This window comes from Metabacillus sp. RB-C-LZQ-3-1 (assembly GCF_058315175.1).
In genome coordinates this window covers 1-19,115 of sequence record NZ_JBZFLI010000016.1, presented here as the reverse complement: position 1 = coordinate 19,115, position 19,115 = coordinate 1, and the positions used below count along the sequence as shown (strand labels likewise).

19 protein-coding genes are annotated in these 19,115 nt (G+C 36.5%); 16 read left to right on the top strand and 3 right to left on the bottom strand.

Features of this window, described 5'->3' with window-relative positions; genetic code table 11:
* Nucleotides 1-4 precede the first annotated feature (4 nt).
* From AC4GZ8_RS20295 to AC4GZ8_RS20240, 12 genes are all read left to right on the top strand, one after another.
* On the top strand, nucleotides 5-1,195 hold the full coding sequence (locus AC4GZ8_RS20295; protein ID WP_491083727.1) for a GTP-binding protein: 1,191 nt from the start codon (nucleotides 5-7) through the stop codon (nucleotides 1,193-1,195).
* Between the two features lie 18 nt (nucleotides 1,196-1,213).
* Entirely contained in the window at nucleotides 1,214-1,363 is a 150-nt protein-coding gene (rpmG, locus tag AC4GZ8_RS20290; RefSeq protein WP_079504591.1) for a 50S ribosomal protein L33, read from the top strand.
* Nucleotides 1,364-1,616: 253 nt separating this feature from the next.
* Nucleotides 1,617-2,753, top strand: coding sequence for a histidine kinase N-terminal domain-containing protein (locus AC4GZ8_RS20285; protein ID WP_491083726.1), 1,137 nt, complete (start codon nucleotides 1,617-1,619; stop codon nucleotides 2,751-2,753).
* A 469-nt stretch (nucleotides 2,754-3,222) separates the two neighbouring features.
* The gene (locus tag AC4GZ8_RS20280) at nucleotides 3,223-4,104 is read left to right on the top strand and encodes a 6-phosphofructokinase (RefSeq protein WP_491083725.1); all 882 of its coding nucleotides are present in this window, start codon (nucleotides 3,223-3,225) and stop codon (nucleotides 4,102-4,104) included.
* The gene (tkt, locus tag AC4GZ8_RS20275; protein ID WP_491083724.1) at nucleotides 4,101-6,113 is read left to right on the top strand and encodes a transketolase; all 2,013 of its coding nucleotides are present in this window, start codon (nucleotides 4,101-4,103) and stop codon (nucleotides 6,111-6,113) included. Before AC4GZ8_RS20280 ends, tkt begins: the two co-directional genes overlap by 4 nt.
* A 321-nt stretch (nucleotides 6,114-6,434) precedes the next feature.
* The gene (gene deoR, locus AC4GZ8_RS20270) at nucleotides 6,435-7,379 is read left to right on the top strand and encodes a DNA-binding transcriptional repressor DeoR (RefSeq protein WP_491083723.1); all 945 of its coding nucleotides are present in this window, start codon (nucleotides 6,435-6,437) and stop codon (nucleotides 7,377-7,379) included.
* Between the two features lie 50 nt (nucleotides 7,380-7,429).
* Complete coding sequence (locus AC4GZ8_RS20265; RefSeq protein ID WP_491083722.1) at nucleotides 7,430-7,954, top strand: type 1 glutamine amidotransferase domain-containing protein; 525 nt, start codon at nucleotides 7,430-7,432, stop codon at nucleotides 7,952-7,954.
* A gap of 87 nt (nucleotides 7,955-8,041) precedes the next feature.
* Nucleotides 8,042-8,440, top strand: coding sequence for a GNAT family N-acetyltransferase (locus AC4GZ8_RS20260; protein WP_491083721.1), 399 nt, complete (start codon nucleotides 8,042-8,044; stop codon nucleotides 8,438-8,440).
* 463 nt (nucleotides 8,441-8,903) lie between these two features.
* On the top strand, nucleotides 8,904-11,933 hold the full coding sequence (locus AC4GZ8_RS20255; RefSeq protein ID WP_491083720.1) for an efflux RND transporter permease subunit: 3,030 nt from the start codon (nucleotides 8,904-8,906) through the stop codon (nucleotides 11,931-11,933).
* 174 nt (nucleotides 11,934-12,107) lie between these two features.
* Nucleotides 12,108-12,650 carry a CBO0543 family protein gene (locus AC4GZ8_RS20250; RefSeq protein WP_491083719.1) on the top strand — a complete coding sequence of 181 codons (543 nt, stop codon included), beginning with the start codon at nucleotides 12,108-12,110 and terminating at the stop codon, nucleotides 12,648-12,650.
* Nucleotides 12,651-13,044: 394 nt separating this feature from the next.
* Nucleotides 13,045-15,078 (top strand): methyl-accepting chemotaxis protein, encoded by a 2,034-nt coding sequence (locus tag AC4GZ8_RS20245; RefSeq protein WP_491083718.1) that lies wholly within the window; start codon nucleotides 13,045-13,047, stop codon nucleotides 15,076-15,078.
* Nucleotides 15,079-15,180: 102 nt separating this feature from the next.
* Nucleotides 15,181-15,273, top strand: a complete 93-nt coding sequence (locus AC4GZ8_RS20240; RefSeq protein ID WP_491083717.1) for a YjcZ family sporulation protein — start codon at nucleotides 15,181-15,183, stop codon at nucleotides 15,271-15,273.
* Between the two features lie 123 nt (nucleotides 15,274-15,396).
* Here AC4GZ8_RS20240 and AC4GZ8_RS20235 read toward each other — a convergent pair whose 3' ends face one another.
* Nucleotides 15,397-15,711, bottom strand: coding sequence for a hypothetical protein (locus AC4GZ8_RS20235; protein ID WP_491083716.1), 315 nt, complete (start codon nucleotides 15,709-15,711; stop codon nucleotides 15,397-15,399).
* A 146-nt stretch (nucleotides 15,712-15,857) separates the two neighbouring features.
* On the opposite strand from AC4GZ8_RS20235, the gene AC4GZ8_RS20230 reads away from it, so the two are divergent.
* A complete protein-coding gene (locus AC4GZ8_RS20230) occupies nucleotides 15,858-16,148 on the top strand; it encodes a DUF3817 domain-containing protein (protein ID WP_491083715.1) in 291 nt (96 codons plus the stop codon).
* 48 nt (nucleotides 16,149-16,196) lie between these two features.
* On the opposite strand, the gene AC4GZ8_RS20225 is transcribed toward AC4GZ8_RS20230, so the two are convergent.
* Nucleotides 16,197-16,514: a LytA/YqiH family protein gene (locus AC4GZ8_RS20225; protein WP_491083714.1), complete on the bottom strand. Its 318-nt coding sequence runs from the start codon at nucleotides 16,512-16,514 to the stop codon at nucleotides 16,197-16,199.
* Between the two features lie 308 nt (nucleotides 16,515-16,822).
* Between AC4GZ8_RS20225 and AC4GZ8_RS20220 the strand changes: the two genes are divergently transcribed.
* Both AC4GZ8_RS20220 and copZ read left to right on the top strand, forming a co-directional pair.
* The gene (locus AC4GZ8_RS20220) at nucleotides 16,823-17,149 is read left to right on the top strand and encodes a metal-sensitive transcriptional regulator (protein ID WP_491083713.1); all 327 of its coding nucleotides are present in this window, start codon (nucleotides 16,823-16,825) and stop codon (nucleotides 17,147-17,149) included.
* 12 nt (nucleotides 17,150-17,161) lie between these two features.
* On the top strand, nucleotides 17,162-17,377 hold the full coding sequence (gene copZ, locus AC4GZ8_RS20215; RefSeq protein ID WP_491083712.1) for a copper chaperone CopZ: 216 nt from the start codon (nucleotides 17,162-17,164) through the stop codon (nucleotides 17,375-17,377).
* Nucleotides 17,378-17,726: 349 nt separating this feature from the next.
* On the opposite strand, the gene AC4GZ8_RS20210 is transcribed toward copZ, so the two are convergent.
* Nucleotides 17,727-17,861 carry a hypothetical protein gene (locus AC4GZ8_RS20210; RefSeq protein WP_491083811.1) on the bottom strand — a complete coding sequence of 45 codons (135 nt, stop codon included), beginning with the start codon at nucleotides 17,859-17,861 and terminating at the stop codon, nucleotides 17,727-17,729.
* Between the two features lie 85 nt (nucleotides 17,862-17,946).
* Here AC4GZ8_RS20210 and AC4GZ8_RS20205 point away from each other — a divergent pair, with 85 nt between their 5' ends.
* Nucleotides 17,947-18,729 carry a GNAT family N-acetyltransferase gene (locus tag AC4GZ8_RS20205; RefSeq protein ID WP_491083711.1) on the top strand — a complete coding sequence of 261 codons (783 nt, stop codon included), beginning with the start codon at nucleotides 17,947-17,949 and terminating at the stop codon, nucleotides 18,727-18,729.
* Nucleotides 18,730-19,115 lie beyond the last annotated feature (386 nt).

Genomic DNA, 19,115 nt, shown 5'->3' with positions numbered 1-19,115 from the left:
AGGAATGACCAATCGTAAAGTTCCTGTTACTGTGTTAAGTGGATATTTAGGAGCAGGGAAAACAACATTATTAAATCATATTTTAACAAACAGAGAAGAAAGGCGTATTGCAGTCATCGTCAATGATATGAGTGAGGTTAATATTGATGCATCCCTTATTAAACAGGGGGGCTTCTCTAGAACGGAGGAAAAACTTGTTGAACTACAAAATGGATGTATTTGTTGTACATTACGAGAGGATCTCATCATTGAAGTGAAAAAGCTTGTTGAGCAAGGAGATATTGATTATCTGGTTATTGAATCGACAGGAATTTCTGAACCGATTCCAGTGGCCCAAACATTTTCCTATATCGATGAAGAGCTCGGTATTAATTTAGCAGATATTTGTTTTCTTGATGCAATGATTACGGTTGTTGATGCAAACCGGTTTTGGCATGATTTCGCATCTGGTGAAACTTTGCTTGACCGCAAGGAAGCAACAAATGAATCTGACAAGAGAGAAGTCGTGGATCTGCTCATTGATCAAATTGAATTTGCCAACATCCTAATATTAAATAAAACAGATTTGGTGGACCGTGAGGATGTTAAAGAATTAAGGGCGGTGATTCACAAATTAAATCCTGGAGCTAAAATTATCGAAACTAGTTTTTCGAATGTTGCACTAGCTGAAATATTAGATACCCATTTATTTGATTTTGAAGAAGCAAGCCAAGCTGCAGGATGGATTCAAGAACTAATGAATGAACATATACCAGAGACAGAAGAGTATGGAATTTCATCTTTTGTTTACAAGCAAAAACGGCCATTTCATCCAGAACGATTTATGGCTTGGCTGGAAAACTGGCCAGTGGATGTCGTTCGTGCAAAAGGATTTTTCTGGCTTGCTTCCAGAAACAAAATAACAGGACTTCTTTCACAAGCTGGTCCATCCATCACGATTCAAGGTGCGGGCGAATGGATTGCGACATATCCAAAAGAAGAACAAGCACAAATTTTGAAAGAAGAACCGGAGTTACTTGAAAAGTGGGACGATCTATACGGTGATCGTATGACAGAAATCGTAATGATTGGTGTCGGTATGAACCGGGATGAAATCGAGGCTACCCTTAATCAATGTCTACTTACAGATGAGGAAATGCAACAAGACTGGAATCAGTTCACTGATCCACTTCCTGCCTTTACGGCAGAAAATTAATTATTGGGAGGAAAAAGAATGAGAGTGAAAATTACACTAGCATGCACTGAAACAGGTGATCGCAATTATATTACAACAAAAAATAAACGGAACAATCCAGATCGTATTGAATTAAAAAAATATTGCCCAAGATTAAAAAGATATACATTACACCGTGAAACAAAATAAGGATAGAGCCATGACTACCTTCATTCTATGATTAGTCATGGCTTTTTTTAGTTTTAAAGACTATTCTTTTTGTAGAATCTCTTTTACATATAATGTATGAATTGTTAGAAGTTTGTAAAAATTATTATGAGAATTATTCAAAATGTAACATATTTTATAGAAATGTGAATAAAGTGATAAAAAAGAAGGATTTTTATCGGTTTTTGTCTAATTGTCATTAAAGGTATTCACACAATGAAAGTGGTGAAAAGTAGTGAACTCGGTATCTAGGACAATGTGTTCTGTTGAGGATAAGGTAATCAAGTTTTTGGAAGAAACACAGGATGATTTTTTAGCTTTGTGGCTAGAAAAAGTCATTATACAACATGACGATATCTTCAAGGATCGTGTAGGGCAAAATGGATATCACATGTATCTATTGGTCAAGAAATCATTGCTGCAGACAATAAGTGATCAAGAATTGAAAGATCTTGCTAGTAATGTAGCAAAAGAACGAGTGTTAAGCAAAAGTAATATTGGAGAATTTGTTTACAATATGAATATTGGGCGAAGTACACTTATTAAATATGTAGGAAAATCAGGTGTTTCTATCCACGACCTTCAACCAATCATCGATAGAATTAATGATCTATTTGACAGATATTGTTTTTTTGCTGTTACACGATATACAGAGTTAAAAGATAGTGAGATAAAAGAAAAGATGCTTTTTGTCAACCAATCACACAAGGATCGGTTATCACTACTTGGCCAGATGGCCTCAAGCTTTGTACATGAATTTAGAAATCCATTAACATCTGTAATGGGATTTATGAAGTTGTTGAAAAGTGAACATCCTAATCTAAAATATATGGATACGATCGAGAACGAGTTAGATCAGCTGAAGTTTAGGATAACTCAGTTTTTGCATGCGTCAAAGCTTGACACTTCAGAAAAGCTTAAGGAAGAAATCCACTTAGAAAGCCTATTTGGTGATATAATTTCATTTCTATATCCAAGTATTGTAGACGGTGATGTGAATGTATCAACGACTATTGACCCTGACTGTAAAATCACAGCCGTAAAGGATGAAATAAAGCAAGTATTAGTTAATATTATATTAAATTCTATTGATGCATTGAAGCAAGAGAATTCAATTGAACGTAATTTATGGATCACTTGTCATAAACATCAACATGCCATTTCCTTTACTATAACAAATAATGGTCCAAAGATTCCTGAAGAAGCAAAGGGAACAATCTTTGAACCATTTTATACAACCAAAAGTTCTGGTACTGGAATAGGATTATTCGTTTGTAAAACGATCATTGAAAAACATAGTGGTACGATTTTTTGTGAATCAGATGATCATCAAACCTCTTTTGTTATTCGATTACCTGAAAATAAAGAATAACCGACCTGGATTTTAAACTGGGGTCGGTATTTTTGTGTTCGTCTAGGAAATTATAAATTCATGTACTGTGGATAAGCTGCGACATCCAGCTTTGAAGCACAGGACATGCAAGTGCAATCGTTGTTGCAATAGGATGTTGCGGTTTTAGACTGCCAGCGCTTTGCCGTAAATGAATAGAAGACAAACGTCATCTGTTCATTTGCATCTTATTTGCCCTAAGCTGCTCAAGGCGCTGGCACCGGGAAGGCTCAACGCACGTCCAGCTTAAGATGAGCATCCTGTAGCAGAAATCAACCTTTATCAGCACTAATTTTATAGTAACAAGGATTGCGAAAACAGCCGTAATGTAAAATTTCAAATAATTTCGGTTTTTGCCTATTTATCTTTCTTAGTACTTCATGTTATACTAAAATCCGTAACAAATGTTCATTGAGTAATGAACGAAATTTCGTATAAAGGGGTTACGATAATGAAAATAGGTGTAGTTCATTTTGGTTGTGCTTCAGCAGGTACAGCACAGATCGTTCGTACCCTTGTAGAAGAACTTTCCGTTCAAGGTCATACGGTCATGGGAATTGAATGGAACGATACAACTAAGCAGTTATATCGAAAAGAACTTAATAGGAATACATATCATTCATTTGGTGCGGATTCTTATTTATTCAATGCTTTTCCTATTACCATATGGAACGATCATTTATCCGTACTTGCTAGTGAATTAATAGAGCTTGATCAGGTTATTTTATTAGGGGATACAAAAGTTAATGTGAACGATTTCTCAGGCAAGTTTTTGCAGGTACCAATTAGTATCTTCAATAATATTAAGGATTCAGAGCTCACATTAGGCTATGATACAGCACTAAATTCAATTGTAGAAAATATTGAAAGAGTGAGAGATACAGCTAGTTCCTTATCATACGGAAAGGTACGCGTTTTTAACGTTCAAATTCCTGGGAAGCAATCATCATCATTATTACATGATACCGCACTGGCAGTTGAAGCTGAAGTAGTTGAACAAGTTGATTCCTCTAGTATTACTCGCTTAAAACAACATATTAAACAAAAGGAATTAAACAATGAGGGGTACACCTTTTTCATGATGGATCAAGCAGTTGATCCTGTTGCATTGGAAGAACATTTTAGAGAATTTGATCTTGATTGGAAGGTTGTTGTTATCGATGAATCACAATGTAGCGGAACCTATCCGACTGCATTAGACCGACTTCTTGCAAATCAATTGAAAAGAGCAATTGTTGAATGGTCTGCAGCAGACCAACCATCAGGTCAATTGATCATAAAAAATAAAAAAGTGGCTTTACAAGAAATATCAAATTCGGAGGGAATAAAATGAGCGAATTAACTAAAGTAGAAAAATTATCAATTGAAACGATCCGTACATTATCAATTGATGCAATTGAAAAAGCAAATTCAGGTCACCCGGGTATGCCGATGGGTGCAGCACCTATGGCTTATACGCTTTGGACAAAATTTATGAATGTAAATCCTTCGAACCCGGAATGGTTTAACAGAGATCGCTTTGTTTTATCAGCAGGACATGGTTCTATGCTTTTATACAGCCTTCTTCACCTAACAGGTTATGATGTATCAATGGATGATTTAAAATCATTTAGACAATGGGGCAGCAAAACTCCTGGACATCCAGAATACGGTCATACACCAGGGGTAGATGCAACGACTGGTCCACTTGGACAAGGTATTGCAATGGCTGTTGGGATGGCAATGGCTGAGCGTCATTTGGCTGAAACTTATAACAAGCCTTCTTTCAATGTTGTTGATCATTTCACATATGCAATCTGCGGTGATGGAGATTTAATGGAAGGTATTTCTTCAGAAGCAGCTTCATTAGCGGCACATTTAAAACTTGGACGTTTAGTCGTTCTTTATGATTCAAACGATATTTCACTAGATGGTGATCTTGATCGTTCATTCTCAGAAAACGTTGAACAACGTTTTACTGCACAAGGCTGGCAAGTCATCCGTGTAGAGGACGGAAATGATTTGAACGAAATTTCAAATGCTATTGAACAAGCGAAGCAGGATTTAGACCGTCCTACATTAATTGAAGTAAAAACAACTATTGGATATGGTTCTCCAAACAAATCTGGTAAATCTGCTTCACATGGTTCTCCACTAGGTGCAGATGAAATCAAATTAACAAAAGCTGCTTATGATTGGACATTTGAAGAGGATTTCCACGTTCCAGCTGAAGTATATGATCACTTTAACAAAACAGTGAAAGAAGCTGGAAGTGCAAAAGAAAATGAATGGAACGAATTAGTAGCAGGATATGAAAAAGAGTATCCAGAGCTTGCAAAACAATTCAAAGATGCTATCAGTGGTGAGCTTCCAGAAGGTTGGGATAAAGATATTCCAGTATACGAAGAAGGAACAAGCCTTGCATCACGTGCTTCTTCTGGAGAAGTATTAAATGGAATCGCGAAAAACCTACCATCTTTCTTTGGCGGTTCAGCAGATTTAGCTGGGTCTAACAAAACGACAATTAGCGGTAGCGGTGACTTTACTAGTGAAGATTACAGCGGCCGTAATATCTGGTTTGGTGTTCGTGAATTTGCAATGGGTGCAGCATTGAATGGTATGGCGCTTCACGGTGGATTACATGTTTTTGGCGGTACATTCTTCGTATTCTCTGACTACCTGCGTCCAGCTATTCGACTAGCAGCACTTATGAATTTACCAGTAACATATGTATTTACACATGACAGTATTGCTGTTGGGGAAGATGGCCCAACACATGAGCCAGTAGAACAGCTTGCATCATTACGTGCAATGCCAAATCTATCAGTTGTTCGTCCGGCAGATGGTAATGAAACAGCAGCAGCATGGAAAACAGCAATTGAATCAAAATCAACTCCAACTGCTTTAGTATTAACTCGTCAAAACCTACCAACAATTAAAGGAACAAAAGATACTGCTTATGAAGGTGTTCAAAAAGGTGCATATGTTGTTTCACCAGCAGGAAAAGAAACAGCAGACGTTCTTTTACTAGCATCAGGTTCTGAGGTAGGATTAGCAGTAGAAGCACAACAAGCTTTAGCTAAAGAAGGGATTGAGGCTGCTGTTGTAAGTATGCCTGCATGGGATCGCTTCGAAAAACAATCTGTTGAATACAAGCGTTCTGTTCTTCCAAAAGAAGTGAAAAAACGTCTTGCAATTGAAATGGCATCTCCACTAGGATGGGATCGTTACACAGGAGATGAAGGTGATATTTTAGCTATCAATACATTTGGTGCATCTGCTCCAGCAAATCGTATCCTAGCTGAATATGGCTTCACTGTTGAAAATGTAGTTGCTCGTGTAAAAAAATTAATCGCAGAATAATATATGCAAACAACAGAGGCTGACGAACGTATACTGTCAGCCTCTCGTTTGTCATATAAAAAGGCTCTTTTCTAGAAGATTGTTGTTTTTCATAAGTTCTGTTAGGAAGAACTGATTTGGTTAATTGTAGAGGAAGGTGCAAGACTTCTGTGTGAGTAGCGGGACAGGTAAGACCCCGCAGGCGCTATTCGCTGAGGAGGCTCACCGCCCGCCCCACTTAAGATGAGCATCCTGGAGCTTCAATTAACCTTCCTTAACACTTATTACAATGCAACAAAGTTTGAAGAAATAGCCTATAAAAACGATAATTAGGTGCTGTAAATGGAAAAGGATAAACTCAATAAAATTATTGAAGCTGCAAGACTTTATTATCAATTAGATTATAGTCAGCAGGAAATTGCGAAAAAATTGGATGTTTCAAGACCAACTGTTTCCAGATTACTTAAACAAGCAAAGGATTCAGGAATTGTCGAGATTAAGATCAATAATCCAATGGAAGCTGATGAATTATTAACGGAGCGTCTTAAAGAAAAATTTGGTTTAAAGGAAGTTGTCGTTGTCTCCCTATCAGAGTATGACAATCGTTATATCAAACAACAGCTAGGTGAAGTAGCTGCTAATTACCTTCATAAAGTGGTAAAAGATCATGATGTTATTGCTACCTCATGGGGAACGACCATTTATGAGGTAGCGATGAAGCTTAAGCAAAGACCATTAAGTCATACAACCATCGTTCAACTAAATGGCGGGGTAAGTCATTCAGAAACAAAAACCTATGCTTCTGAGATCATTCATTTATTTGGTGAGGCATTCCATACCCAAACCTTTTTGTTACCGCTACCAGCCATTGTTGATCACATCGTTGTAAAACAAGCGATTGAAGCGGATCGACATATTCATAAAATCCTTGATTTAGGAAAAAAAGCGAATATTGCGATCTTTAGTGTCGGTACGCCGGTTGTAGACTCTGTTCTTTTACAAGCAGAATATTTATCAAAGGAAGATCAGCATCTTATCCAGTCTAAAGCAGCAGGAGAAATTTGCTCGCGTTTCTTCGATAAAAATGGTGAAATTTGTGTAGAAAGCCTAAATAATCGCACAATCGGTATTGAGCTTCATGAACTTGCCAAAAAGGAAAAATCAATTTTGGTTGCTGGCGGGCCTAAGAAAATAGAGGCTATTTATGGAGCACTTAAAGGCAAGTATGCTAATGTATTGATTACAGATCAACATACAGCAAATCTATTAGCCGATATGGGATCATAGTTGTCTGCACCGTGAAATTACGTTATTGTCAAAGATGAGGAGGGAAAGAGATGAGATTATCTGGTAAGAAGATCTTAAGTTTTGTCCATGAAGACTTTGAAGACTTAGAGCTGTGGTACCCGATTCATCGATTACGTGAAGAAGGAGCTACTGTTCACCTTGCAGGTGAAGAAGCAAATTTTACCTACAAAGGGAAATATGGTGTGCCGGCGACATCAGATTTTGACTTTAAAGAAATCGATCCTAATGACTATGATGCATTGTTAGTTCCGGGTGGCTGGGCTCCGGACAAGCTTCGTCGCTTTAAAGAAGTGATTGACATAACACAGCATATGGAAGAACAGAAAAAGCCAATCGGACAAATTTGCCATGCAGGCTGGGTGTTAATCTCAGCGAAAATTTTACAGGGAAAAACAGTAACAAGTACACCTGGAATTCGTGATGATATGGAAAATGCAGGTGCAACTTGGCTTGATGAGGCTGTGGTGGTTGATGGTCATCTAGTTTCAAGCCGACGTCCACCAGATTTACCTGATTATATGAGAGAGTTTATTAAAGTGTTAGAAAATAAATAAGTTTTAATAAAGACCTCTTTCTTTAGATTGAAGAAGGGGGTCTTTTTCCTATATACTAGAAAAAATAGGAAGAGGAGAGAGGGTAAAATGGAATATACATACAAAGTCCATGATCAAATCAATGCGTCAGAATTATCTCATGTCTTTAAAGCATCAGGAATCAGAAGACCTGTAGATGACTTACCAAGATTACAGCGTATGATTGACAACGCTGATATCATCATTACGGCTAGATATGAAGATAAAGTCGTCGGTATTGCCCGTGCAATTACTGACTTTAACTATTGCTGCTATTTATCAGACCTGGCCATCGATAAAGAACACCAAAAACAAGGTATCGGAAAAGAGCTTGTTCAACTCCTTCAAGATGAAATTGGTGAGGAAGTATCTCTCCTATTACTTGCATCACAGGAAGCAATGGAGTATTACCCTAAAATTGGATTTACATCCCTTAATAATGGATTTAGCATTCCTAGAAAGCGTTGAATATGATGACAAAGGCAGACAGCGAGTCTGTCTTTTTTATTTGCTGAAAGATCTACTTTTCCTAGGTTGACGCAACGAACCAGTAAAACGGCGCAATAGTCCACAATTTTGACGTATGCTCCCTACAAAACGGCGCAATAGTCCACAATTTTGACGCATGTTCCCTATAAAACGGCGCAACAGCCCCTAATAATGACGCAATGCTCCTAAGAAAAGATGCAACCCCCTTTAATATTGACGCAACCACTTCCCGGGTCGACCAGCTGCCACTCAAATTTAATATACATCTCAAGCCTTAGATGATTTTACACCTTAAGACAATTATCGTTTCCACATTTTGTAATTAGAATAAGGTCTGTAGTCATGAACTAATAGTGAATCATTTGACCTAATAAGGAAAGGAGTTTTTCAGTTTCAATCATCAAAAACAAAAAATGATTAGATTTGAAAGGAGACATATCAAATGTCATGGTTTACAAAATGGTCATTTAAAAACAAAGCAGCCATTTTCTTAATGTCTGCGCTAATTCTTGTAATGGGGGTACTTAGTTATTTCCGACTTCCAATGGAATTTTTGCCTTCAGCAGATCAGCCGTTTATTTCTGTTGTGACAATGGGGAATGGTGTTGATGCGAATACAATGGAGGACCAGGTGACAACGCCTATTGAAGAGGCTGTTGAAAGTGTGAATGGAAAGCTGAATGTGTTTTCAACCACAGGTGATGGATATTCGTCTGTTGATATTCACTTAAAATCTAGTGTTGATAAAAAAGAAGCAAAACGAGAGATTGAAGAGGCGCTCTCAAATGTAACACTTCCGCAAAATGTCATGAAGCCGAATATTGTTCAGTTAAACACTTCGATGATTCCGGTTTCCTATATCGCTTTGACGTTTAATAAAGGAATCAATCCTGAAACCGTTCAATATGCGCAAGATGAAATTGTTCCCCAGTTTAAAGAGATTAAAGGTGTAGCAGATATCCAAACGAACGGTATTATTCCTTCATTTGTTTCTGTCACATTAAATGAAAAGAAGATGGCAGAAAAAAATGTATCAATGGAACAAATAATGACCATGCTTCAAGGTCAGAACACCGCTGCGGCTATTTCTGAAAATACAGTCGATGGCAAGGCAGCAAATATAAAAGTTGTTGGAAACATAAAAACGATGGAAAATCTTGAAAATACCGAAATTGCTCCAAACGTGTCACTGAATGATGTTGCAACAATCTCAATTGAAAAGCAGGAAGGGAATTTAACAAAAGTAAATGGTGCTGATGCACTAACCTTTGTTATCACAAAAGACAGCCAGTCAAATGCAGTCACTATTAGTAAAGAAGCAGAAAAAGTATCAGAAGAAATAAACAAGAAGTACGATGATTTAGAAACAACCGTCATTTTAGCATCTGCTGATATGGTTGAATCTTCTGTTCACAGTATGATCAAAGAGGTATTGCTTGGTGCTTTATTTGCAACGATCGTGATAATGCTGTTTTTACGCAATTTACGATCAACGTTGATTACGATCGTATCAATACCATTATCTTTGGGCTTTACGCTATTTTTATTAGCCCAATCAGGTGTTACTTTAAATATTTTAACACTCGGTGGAGTTGCTGTAGCAGTTGGCCGCCTTGTTGATGACAGTATTGTCGTCATTGAAAATATTTTTAGAAGAGCACAAACAGAGAAATTTTCAGTTAACATGGTCATTGATGCAACAAAAGAAGTTGGTTCCGCCATTACCTCGTCTACATTAACAACAGTAGCTGTTTTCTTGCCGCTAGGTTTGCTTAACGGGGGATTACAAGAATTCTTATTACCATTTGCGTTAACAATTACGTATTCATTGTTAGCATCTTTGATTGTAGCATTAACGATTGTTCCAGTAATGAGTGCTGGATTACTAAAAAACTCAAAAATGAAAGAGCATAAGCCATCAGCTCGTTTTTCAGCATTTTTAACATGGTCTTTAAATCATAAATGGATTGTCATTTTAACAGCGCTCATTCTTTTTGCTGGTTCTATTGGAACATATATCGCTCTTCCTAAAGGATCGGTGGATAAAACTCAAGCAGACTATGTATTTGTATCATTAGAATACCCGAACGAGACACCGATTGAGAAGGTAAAAGAAGGGGCAGTTAATCTCGAAAACTATATCCTGGAACAAGAAGAATTGGAAAATATGTATCTTCAGCTCGGGAACTCAGCTGATGCGGCCAAATATGGAGCTGTCGGAAACCCAACGGAAACTCAAATGATGGCGATATTAAAAGATGAGGCAGATATGACTGCGTTTATCGAAAAAGTTCTTGCTCAAAAGGATCAATATACCGGTGCAACGTTAGAGGTTACTGAGGCGACAATGATGGGAGGCGGAGATACATCGATTACAATTGATATAATCGGTGATGACCTTAAGGAGCTTGTAACTGTTTCTGAACATATTCAAAAGAAAGTCAAAGAGATTGATGGAGTTGAAAAAGTTACAACCAACCAAGAAGAAACAAAAACAGTTTATTCATTTGTAGTCGATCCAAGTATGGCAAAAGCTGATCAAATTGCCCAACAAGCGTCTGTTATGTTAAATAAAACACCACTTGGCTCAATCGAGGTTAATGATCAACAAACAATGGTTATGCTAGAACCAGTGTACACCCCAGAGACAAAAAAGGAACTATCAGAAGTTCCAATTATGACAGCTACAGGGATGACCACCATTTCAGATGTAGCTGAATTAACACAAACAGAAGAACCAACAAGTACATTTCATAAAGATGGAAAACAATATATAAGAGTAACAGCAAATGTTGACCCGGAGAAACTGTCGATTATTTCAGAAGAAGTAAATAGTGAAATTTTCGGAAGTAAAGATGAAGAGGGCATTGAGGTACCAAAGGATGTAGAAGTATTTATTGGCGGTGCAAATGCTGATCAAGCAAGTGATTTTAATGATTTGTTTATGACGATGCTGGCATCAATCGGAATAGTATTCCTCATCATGGTCATTACCTTTAAAACGATTCGTGCACCGATCGCAATTTTATTTTCACTACCACTTGCGGCTATTGGAGCGATACTAGGGATTATCATCAGTGGAATTACAGTTGATGTTACAGCATTACTAGGAGCGTTAATGCTAATCGGAATTGTTGTGACAAATGCGATTGTGTTACTAGATCGAGTCAAACAAAATGAACAAACCATGATGATTCGTGATGCAATTGTCGAAGCGGCAACCATTCGAATGAGACCGATCATCATGACCGCTGTTGCCACAATTTCAGCCATGCTTCCACTATTATTTAAAGAAGCTGAAGCGGGTAACTTAGTATCTGCAAGTTTAGCCGTGGTTGTCATAGGTGGATTAAGCGTTGCGACACTTTTAACACTTGTTGTCATTCCCGTTGTGTATGAACTGTTATACTTTAGAAAATCAAAGAAGCAGCGTGAATTAAAAGAGCAGCAAGAAAAGACAATGGCTGTTTGATGATAGAAATAAGTTTTTTAGTGGTGCATAAAGATGAAATGAGATACGCCGAGTAAAAACTACTCGGCGTTTTAAGCATTTCTTATTAAGTAAAGTTTTTGATTAACTGAAAGTATAGTTCAAAAGTCAACGTGTAGACTAATATATAATCTAAACTTTAAGAAGGTGGCTTCAATGACTTATCAAGAAGGACTAGATCAAATAGATAAAGCGACCCAGAAAATCAGTGATGCAACACAGTTAACGATTGAAGCAGTCATGGATGCTTTTTTATTCACATGGCAATGGTGGATTGCACTCGCAATGATTATTGTTCCTTGGATTGTCTGGGCATTATTTCGTAAACGGGAAGATTCTGCCCGGTTATTTTCGGCAGGATTACTTTTGATGGTTATATCCGAAATTCTTGATGTAATTGGAGTTGGTCTTGGGAAATGGGCATATCCAATAAAAGTGATACCAATAGCCACTATAAGCTTTTCATTGAGATTATCTGTTTTACCAGTAATATTTATGCTTTTGTTACAGTTTAAGCCGCAATTTAATCCATTTATAAAAGCGGTTTTTTACGGTGCATTTGGGGCTTATGTGGGTCTCCCAATATTAGAAACGATTGACTTATATAAGAAAATTGATTGGCAACTTACATACTCATTTTTTATATTAACTGGATTGTATTTACTTGGTCATTGGTTTAGTCGAAGAAAATCTTTTTAGCTTTCGATAATAAAAGTTAGAAGTTAAAAGAAAAAAAAAGACACATTTCAAATTTGAAAGGTGTCTTTTTTTTGAGTCCGACTAATTTACGGCTAGGATACTATTAATGCACGCGTAAGAATTATTTACTGTAGATCATTATTAGGTTAATACCCACCTTAAGTTTAATGGAATGTATAGGTATAAAGAACTAATGATTTGATTTTTATTAAAAAATAGAAGTGATAAATTTACTATAATATTTGAAAAAATTAAAATTAAATGAAGAATTTGGTCGGAAATATTGTATAATTGAAAACGGATACACAGAGAGGATGATCAAGGGATTACGACGTAAGGACAAAATGTGGAGGTTTAGACTTCATTTGTTTTTACTATAAGGGGGACGGAAACAGTGTCGAAACGGTTGAAAGGACAGAAAAAACGGGTTCCAATAAAATCGGAATCTCAGAAAAGAAAAAGATTTAGGTTAAAAGTACCGAGGTATATAGAAGCAATGACACTTAAGTCAAAGATTATTCTATTTTTGCTATTATTTACTCTTATTCCAAGCATTATTATTGGTAATGTCGTATATTTTGTATCAAAAAATACAATTGAAAATAAAGTATCAACAATGAACCAGGAGATAACTATTCAAGTAACCAAAAATGTAAATAATGCTCTCAGAGAGCTGGATAACTTAACATTAGTACCTTTTTCAAACATTGACCTGATGGAAACATTGCGAACGAATGAAGGGTTATCTGACTTTGAAAAAATTACAAAGGATCGAACAGCCTCAGAGTTTTTCTCTAATATTACATTTTCAAATAAAAACGCAAAAGCAATGTTTTTTGTCAATAGAGAGAATACGGTGTATGGGGAACAAAATCTGGAAGATTATTTTCTAGATGATTTCAACAACTCTCCTTATGGTAAGGAAGTTGAAAACGCCAAAGGTGTCATTTCATGGAAAACAGGGATCGAAAACAACTATGAGAATATTTATTTGTTTCGAAAATTTGATCGGATTGGAACAATTATTCTTGTTGCAAACGGTGAAGTATTTCAAGAGGTTTATGAAAATGGTCAAGACAATTCGGCAAGAGAGATTTCGATTTATAATGAAGATGGAGTGATCATTTCTAGTAATAAACCAGAATTAGTAGGGATGAAGTTTGAAGATCATAAGAATACGGTGGACAACCTTGTTTCAGTAAAAGAAACAGAGAATGGTTGGAAAGTAGCTGTTTCAACTTCTAAATCCTTTTTAATGAAGGAAATTCAAAACGTTATTTATTTAGTTTATTTGATTATTCTTGGCTTTATGTTGTTATCTGTTGCTGTCAGCATTTTTTTAGCAAGAAGTATGACTAAGCCAATTAATAAAATTGTCGCAATTATGAAGGAAGCAGAAAAAGGTGATCTAACTCATAGAGCAAATGATTTATATAATAATGAAGTAGGTCAGTTAGGGAAAAGCTTTAATCATATGATAGATAATATAACCTTGATGATTCGAGAAAATAAGAAGGTTTCGACTTATGCAGTGAATAGTGCAAATGAGCTTAAGAGAATTTCCGCTGAATCAGCTAGTGCATCAGAACAAATCGCAACCGCCATCGATGAGGTGGCAAAGGGAGCTGTTAGCCAAGTCGACTATTCTGAAAGAACAAACCGTGAAATGAAAGAGCTCTCAAGTGAAATCAATGAGGTCGCGGGTAATATGGTCAAGGTATCTGCCATTACAGAGACAACCAAAAAGCTAAGTAGTCAATCTATCGAAACAATAAAGGTACTAACCGAAAAAAATAAAGAAATGGGGACAAATATTAGTCAGGTTGATTCAACAATGGACCAATTAAATGTAGAAATTGTCCAAATCAAAGATATTGTTAAAATGATTAAAAGTGTAAGTGAAGAAACAAATTTGTTATCACTAAATGCAAGCATTGAAGCTGCGAGAGCAGGTGCTGCTGGAAGAGGTTTTGCTGTTGTAGCTGAAGAAATCCGAAAGCTTGCTGACCAAACAAAGAGCTCCTCAATGAGAATTGAAACGGTTATTGCAAGTATTTTAACACAAACAAAAAAATCTGTTGAGCTCGTCAAAACCACCATTGCACTTTTCAAGGAACAATCAACTTCCATAAATGATACTCAGCAGGCATTTGAAAATATTTTAGAAGGAACAAATTCCATTATTCATGAAATTGATTATATTGAAGCCTCGATCGGTAAGATTAATATGAACAAAGAAAAAGTTGAGCAGGCCATAAGTGAAATGGTGGATGTGGCAGAGGTGTCTTCAGCCACAACGCAAGAAGTAACCGCAACAACTGAGGAACAAGCAGCAGCTGCTGAAGAGCTGGGAGATTTAGCATCAACCCTTTCCAAAACAATTATAGAATTGGAGGAAACGATTAACAAATTTAAGGTAAATGAATAATCAGTTGACTGTTCGATGAATTCACCTGAAAAGAATGCCTATATCACTTTCTTAAAGCTTTTACATTCTGTATTAGGGTAATTGACCTTGGAAGTGATAGAAATGAGTGATAAACATGGCAGCAGTTTTGCTTTATTAGTTGTATTATTTATCCTATTAATCATTGTAGAAGCATGTACTTATGGCCCTGGTTAGGGAACAGGATTCGGTTTTTAGGTATAGTTGGTACTCATGAAAGGAAGGGGGCAGTTACCCCCCTTTTATTTCTTACTCCGTTTATTCCGGCCAATGGTTCTGCCTTTTGATTTATGGAGACTATTAGTAATCATGCTTATTAAGCAATGTTGTTTGGAATGTTTGCTCTGGCGGTGGTGCATTTGCCGATGATTTTTGTTGTGCCAACGCTTTAAAAGCGCACATCCCAATCATTATTCCTCCACAGACTATTTTTACAGTTTTAATTTTTAAATGGGGAAATCTCCTAGTAGCATAATCACAGATTGCCTCTTGATGAGAAGACGTCACTTTTGTTCCTAGTTCATTGGCAAATTCAGTATCAAAATCAGAGACATAAAGAGTAAGGATGACTCCATCCTCTTGCCGCTCAACTCCGTATTTATGTAAAAACTCCATAGAAGTACACCTCCCTCTTTAGTATGGAAAGTAAAGGAATCATTTATTCCAAAGTAACAGTGTTATGAAATTGTCAAAGTTAATCGTTTTCAAAAAAGAGCAAGCCTGTATAATAGAAGTATTGATATAAAAAATGGAGTGAGAAGATGTTTTATACATCGGTTGGAATACTTCGGTTTACAGGAAATTTAGAGGGGATATCTTATTTGGTTTTGTTGCTAATTGCAATGCCTTTAAAGTATTTTTTAGATTATCCTTTAGCGGTCACAATTGTCGGTGCAATGCATGGGATGCTATTTGTTGCTTATGTGATCATGGTGGCCATTGTCTTTTTTACAAAACGGTGGTCTTTCTTTTGGGCGGTATGGGCAGTATTTTTAGCTTTTATTCCATTAGGAACATTTTATTTAGACAAGCAGTTGAAAACAAAGATTTAGGGGAAAAGAGGGACAGTTTCACGTTTAAGACTGTTCCTCTTTTCATTGTTAATCAGTTATTTCGATTTTTTCTAAGATGTTTTGTGAGGTGCTTTTTTGAACGTAGTATGTGATGGTAACAGGTGTATTTGTTTCCAGTAACTCTAGAGTTTTGTATTGTACTTCAGATATTTGGATGGCTGTTGGTGTTTGATTGATGATCACTTCAATTGAATGAGAATCGATTAACCCAATATAAATAGCCTCCGTTTTTATCGAATCCTCCACAGCTGCTTCTGTTTGTTCATGCTGGTTGATAGAACTGCCACAGCCAACTAAAAAAATGAGTATGCTAAAAAGAGAAAAAAAGATTAGTAAAGTTCGCATTGATTCACACGCTCCTATAAATAATGGTATTACCTTATGTATAAGCAACTTGTAAGTAAGACATGCTTTATATACTCAGAAAACAAATGTGAACGATAATTTTGAAGAGACCCAGGGGGTATATTAAAATAAAGTGAAACTTCCATCAGTGGGGCTTCATCCCCGAATGATGGTTAGTTGAACCAATCGGACCTTTACGGACAGTTATCCCCACCTACCCTCTTTGTAAAAACAGAAGCTTAAGGTAGGGTGTTACTGCCCGTTAAGAGTGGGATATCAAGAATGAGAGAATTAAGGGGGAGTGTTTAGTGAGTACAGGGCAGGATTCTCAGGAACAGTGTCACCATCATGAACATAGAACGAGTCACCATTCTGATAAAGTGAAGAAAAACTTAATTACTCGATTAAATCGCATTGAAGGCCAAATTCGCGGTATTAAATCATTAATCGAAAAGGATACATATTGTGATGATGTGATTACGCAAATTTCTGCCACACAATCGGCACTAAATGGTGTTAGTAAAGTACTGCTTGAAGGTCATCTACGCACTTGTGTTGTTGAACGAATTCAAGAAGGTGATGAAGAAATTATTGATGAATTATTAACGACAGTGCAAAGACTAATGAAAAAATAGGAGGAAAATAGAATGGATACAATCACATTAAAAGTTGAAGGCATGTCTTGTAACCATTGTGTGAATGCAGTGGAAGGAAGTGTTGGAAAATTAGAAGGTGTTTCAAAGGTAAAGTTTGATTTGGATAATGGAACGGTTGATGTTGAGCTTGATTCTTCAAAAGTATCAAAAGATGCGATAAAGGATGCAATAGAAGATCAAGGGTATGATGTTGTTGTGCAGGAATAGTAGAAAAGTGCCTTCCGATTGAAAGGCACTTTTTGGTTATTTCTCTTTTTTACTATAAGCTTCTAAAATCCTCTTCAACATCAATAGAATATCTATGGCTATTAATTTAATAGGTTTGGTGAAAAGACGGTGAAAATAGAAAGAAAGAGAAATTATTTTGAAATATGAAGGTAGTGAGGATGGGGCGGATTAGGTCGAAAAAAGTAGAATCGAAAATAAATTCTTAGAATCAAAAATAAAATGAAAAAACCGAAAAAAATTTTTGAATTTAGCTTTGATACAAAAAAACTTGTAGAGCAATTGCCTGCAAGTTATCTTTTGAGAGGTAGTTTTACAGTAAAGGTACTAGTCATATACAGTTTGCTTTCCACATTGATTTGTCCATCGTGAAGATCTGCGATCCATTTGGCAATAGATAACCCAGCCCATGTCCCCCGTTTTGTCGTGTTCCTGCACGATCAACTCGGTAAAATCTTTCAAAAATGTGGGGAAGGTCTTTTTCGTCGATTCCAATCCCTATGATGAGGGTGGGATAATCGAAAAATTAAAATGAACGCGAGGAAACGAATATGGTTGAAAAATATATTGAAGCTCTAGATATTGCGTACGTGTCATCCTTTGCTAAGAAGGCAGAAAGAAGTTGGGGGATACTATTTTATAATGAAAATCAACCAAATTATTATGATGCAAATCATGCCTATATTTCCACTTACGGAGATGATTTCGACGAGATCATCAATGAAGTAATTGCATTTTATGAGAGAAAAAACATCATCCCACGATTCTATCTTTCAAACTACGAAGGACAAGAGAAATTTGTTGACAAGCTTAAGAAAAAAGGGTTTGGTTTTGAAGAATTTGAAAGCCCCATTCAAATGTGGACACGAAAAATTGATATAGAGCCAAATCCACTTGTGACATTTGAGAAGGTAACGGCTGAAAATATGCAGGATGCCATTGATATCGAGTGTCAAATCCATGAACTTGGCGGGGCCATTCGTGAACAAGCCTTTAAGGAAGAGTTTTCCCAAGATTGCTATGTTCATTATATACTAAAATATAATGGAATTCCTTGTTCCACTGCGTGCGTATTTTTATTTGAACAAGATGCAAGAATAGAAAGTGTAGCCACATTAGAAGATTACAGAGGGAAAGGACTAATTGGCCAGCTTATTCACCATATTCAAGAAGACATGCTAAAGAAACAAGTTGAGCGTTTATGGGTGCTTCCTATTAGTGAAAGAGTAGAGAAGGTTTACAAAAAATCAGGCTTTGATACGATTTTGACCATAAAGGTTGGCCATGCGTTTCGAGGTGGGAAAAGTGTCACAGATATTCGAAATGGGCTGTAACGTGTCATTTAGTCCTTGACATTATATTCCAACTCTGGTATTTTTAAAGTAATTACAGTTTAGGAGATGTGTTTTGTGAGGGTTTCTGTTCTTAACTAACGAAGTAAATACTTCATCTACATGAATAAGCTTAAAAAACTTACCTAAATGGAGGTTTATTTAAGTGTGTACATGTAGACGGTTAAGAACAAAAACGGTTATCGTACACAATTTGCGATCTTCTTGCATAGTGCTCGTGAAAAAATCCGTGCTTGTTAAAGTACGGATTTTTTGTATCTGCACACTCAAAACAAATGACCTATTTAACGGGATATTTGTCTCTTTGAGCATCTATGCAACGCATGATCTAGAAGAGGTGATGAACAACCATTGTTCATCACCTCTTT

Coding starts and splice junctions, on each gene's coding strand:
- AC4GZ8_RS20295 (WP_491083727.1), top strand. CDS start 5: ATGACCAATCGTAAAGTTCCTGTTACTGTGTTAAGTGGATATTTAGGA.
- rpmG (WP_079504591.1), top strand. CDS start 1,214: ATGAGAGTGAAAATTACACTAGCATGCACTGAAACAGGTGATCGCAAT.
- AC4GZ8_RS20280 (WP_491083725.1), top strand. CDS start 3,223: ATGAAAATAGGTGTAGTTCATTTTGGTTGTGCTTCAGCAGGTACAGCA.
- tkt (WP_491083724.1), top strand. CDS start 4,101: ATGAGCGAATTAACTAAAGTAGAAAAATTATCAATTGAAACGATCCGT.
- deoR (WP_491083723.1), top strand. CDS start 6,435: ATGGAAAAGGATAAACTCAATAAAATTATTGAAGCTGCAAGACTTTAT.
- AC4GZ8_RS20265 (WP_491083722.1), top strand. CDS start 7,430: ATGAGATTATCTGGTAAGAAGATCTTAAGTTTTGTCCATGAAGACTTT.
- AC4GZ8_RS20260 (WP_491083721.1), top strand. CDS start 8,042: ATGGAATATACATACAAAGTCCATGATCAAATCAATGCGTCAGAATTA.
- AC4GZ8_RS20255 (WP_491083720.1), top strand. CDS start 8,904: ATGTCATGGTTTACAAAATGGTCATTTAAAAACAAAGCAGCCATTTTC.
- AC4GZ8_RS20250 (WP_491083719.1), top strand. CDS start 12,108: ATGACTTATCAAGAAGGACTAGATCAAATAGATAAAGCGACCCAGAAA.
- AC4GZ8_RS20240 (WP_491083717.1), top strand. CDS start 15,181: ATGAGTGATAAACATGGCAGCAGTTTTGCTTTATTAGTTGTATTATTT.
- AC4GZ8_RS20235 (WP_491083716.1), bottom strand. CDS start 15,711: ATGGAGTTTTTACATAAATACGGAGTTGAGCGGCAAGAGGATGGAGTC.
- AC4GZ8_RS20230 (WP_491083715.1), top strand. CDS start 15,858: ATGTTTTATACATCGGTTGGAATACTTCGGTTTACAGGAAATTTAGAG.
- AC4GZ8_RS20225 (WP_491083714.1), bottom strand. CDS start 16,514: ATGCGAACTTTACTAATCTTTTTTTCTCTTTTTAGCATACTCATTTTT.
- copZ (WP_491083712.1), top strand. CDS start 17,162: ATGGATACAATCACATTAAAAGTTGAAGGCATGTCTTGTAACCATTGT.
- AC4GZ8_RS20205 (WP_491083711.1), top strand. CDS start 17,947: ATGGTTGAAAAATATATTGAAGCTCTAGATATTGCGTACGTGTCATCC.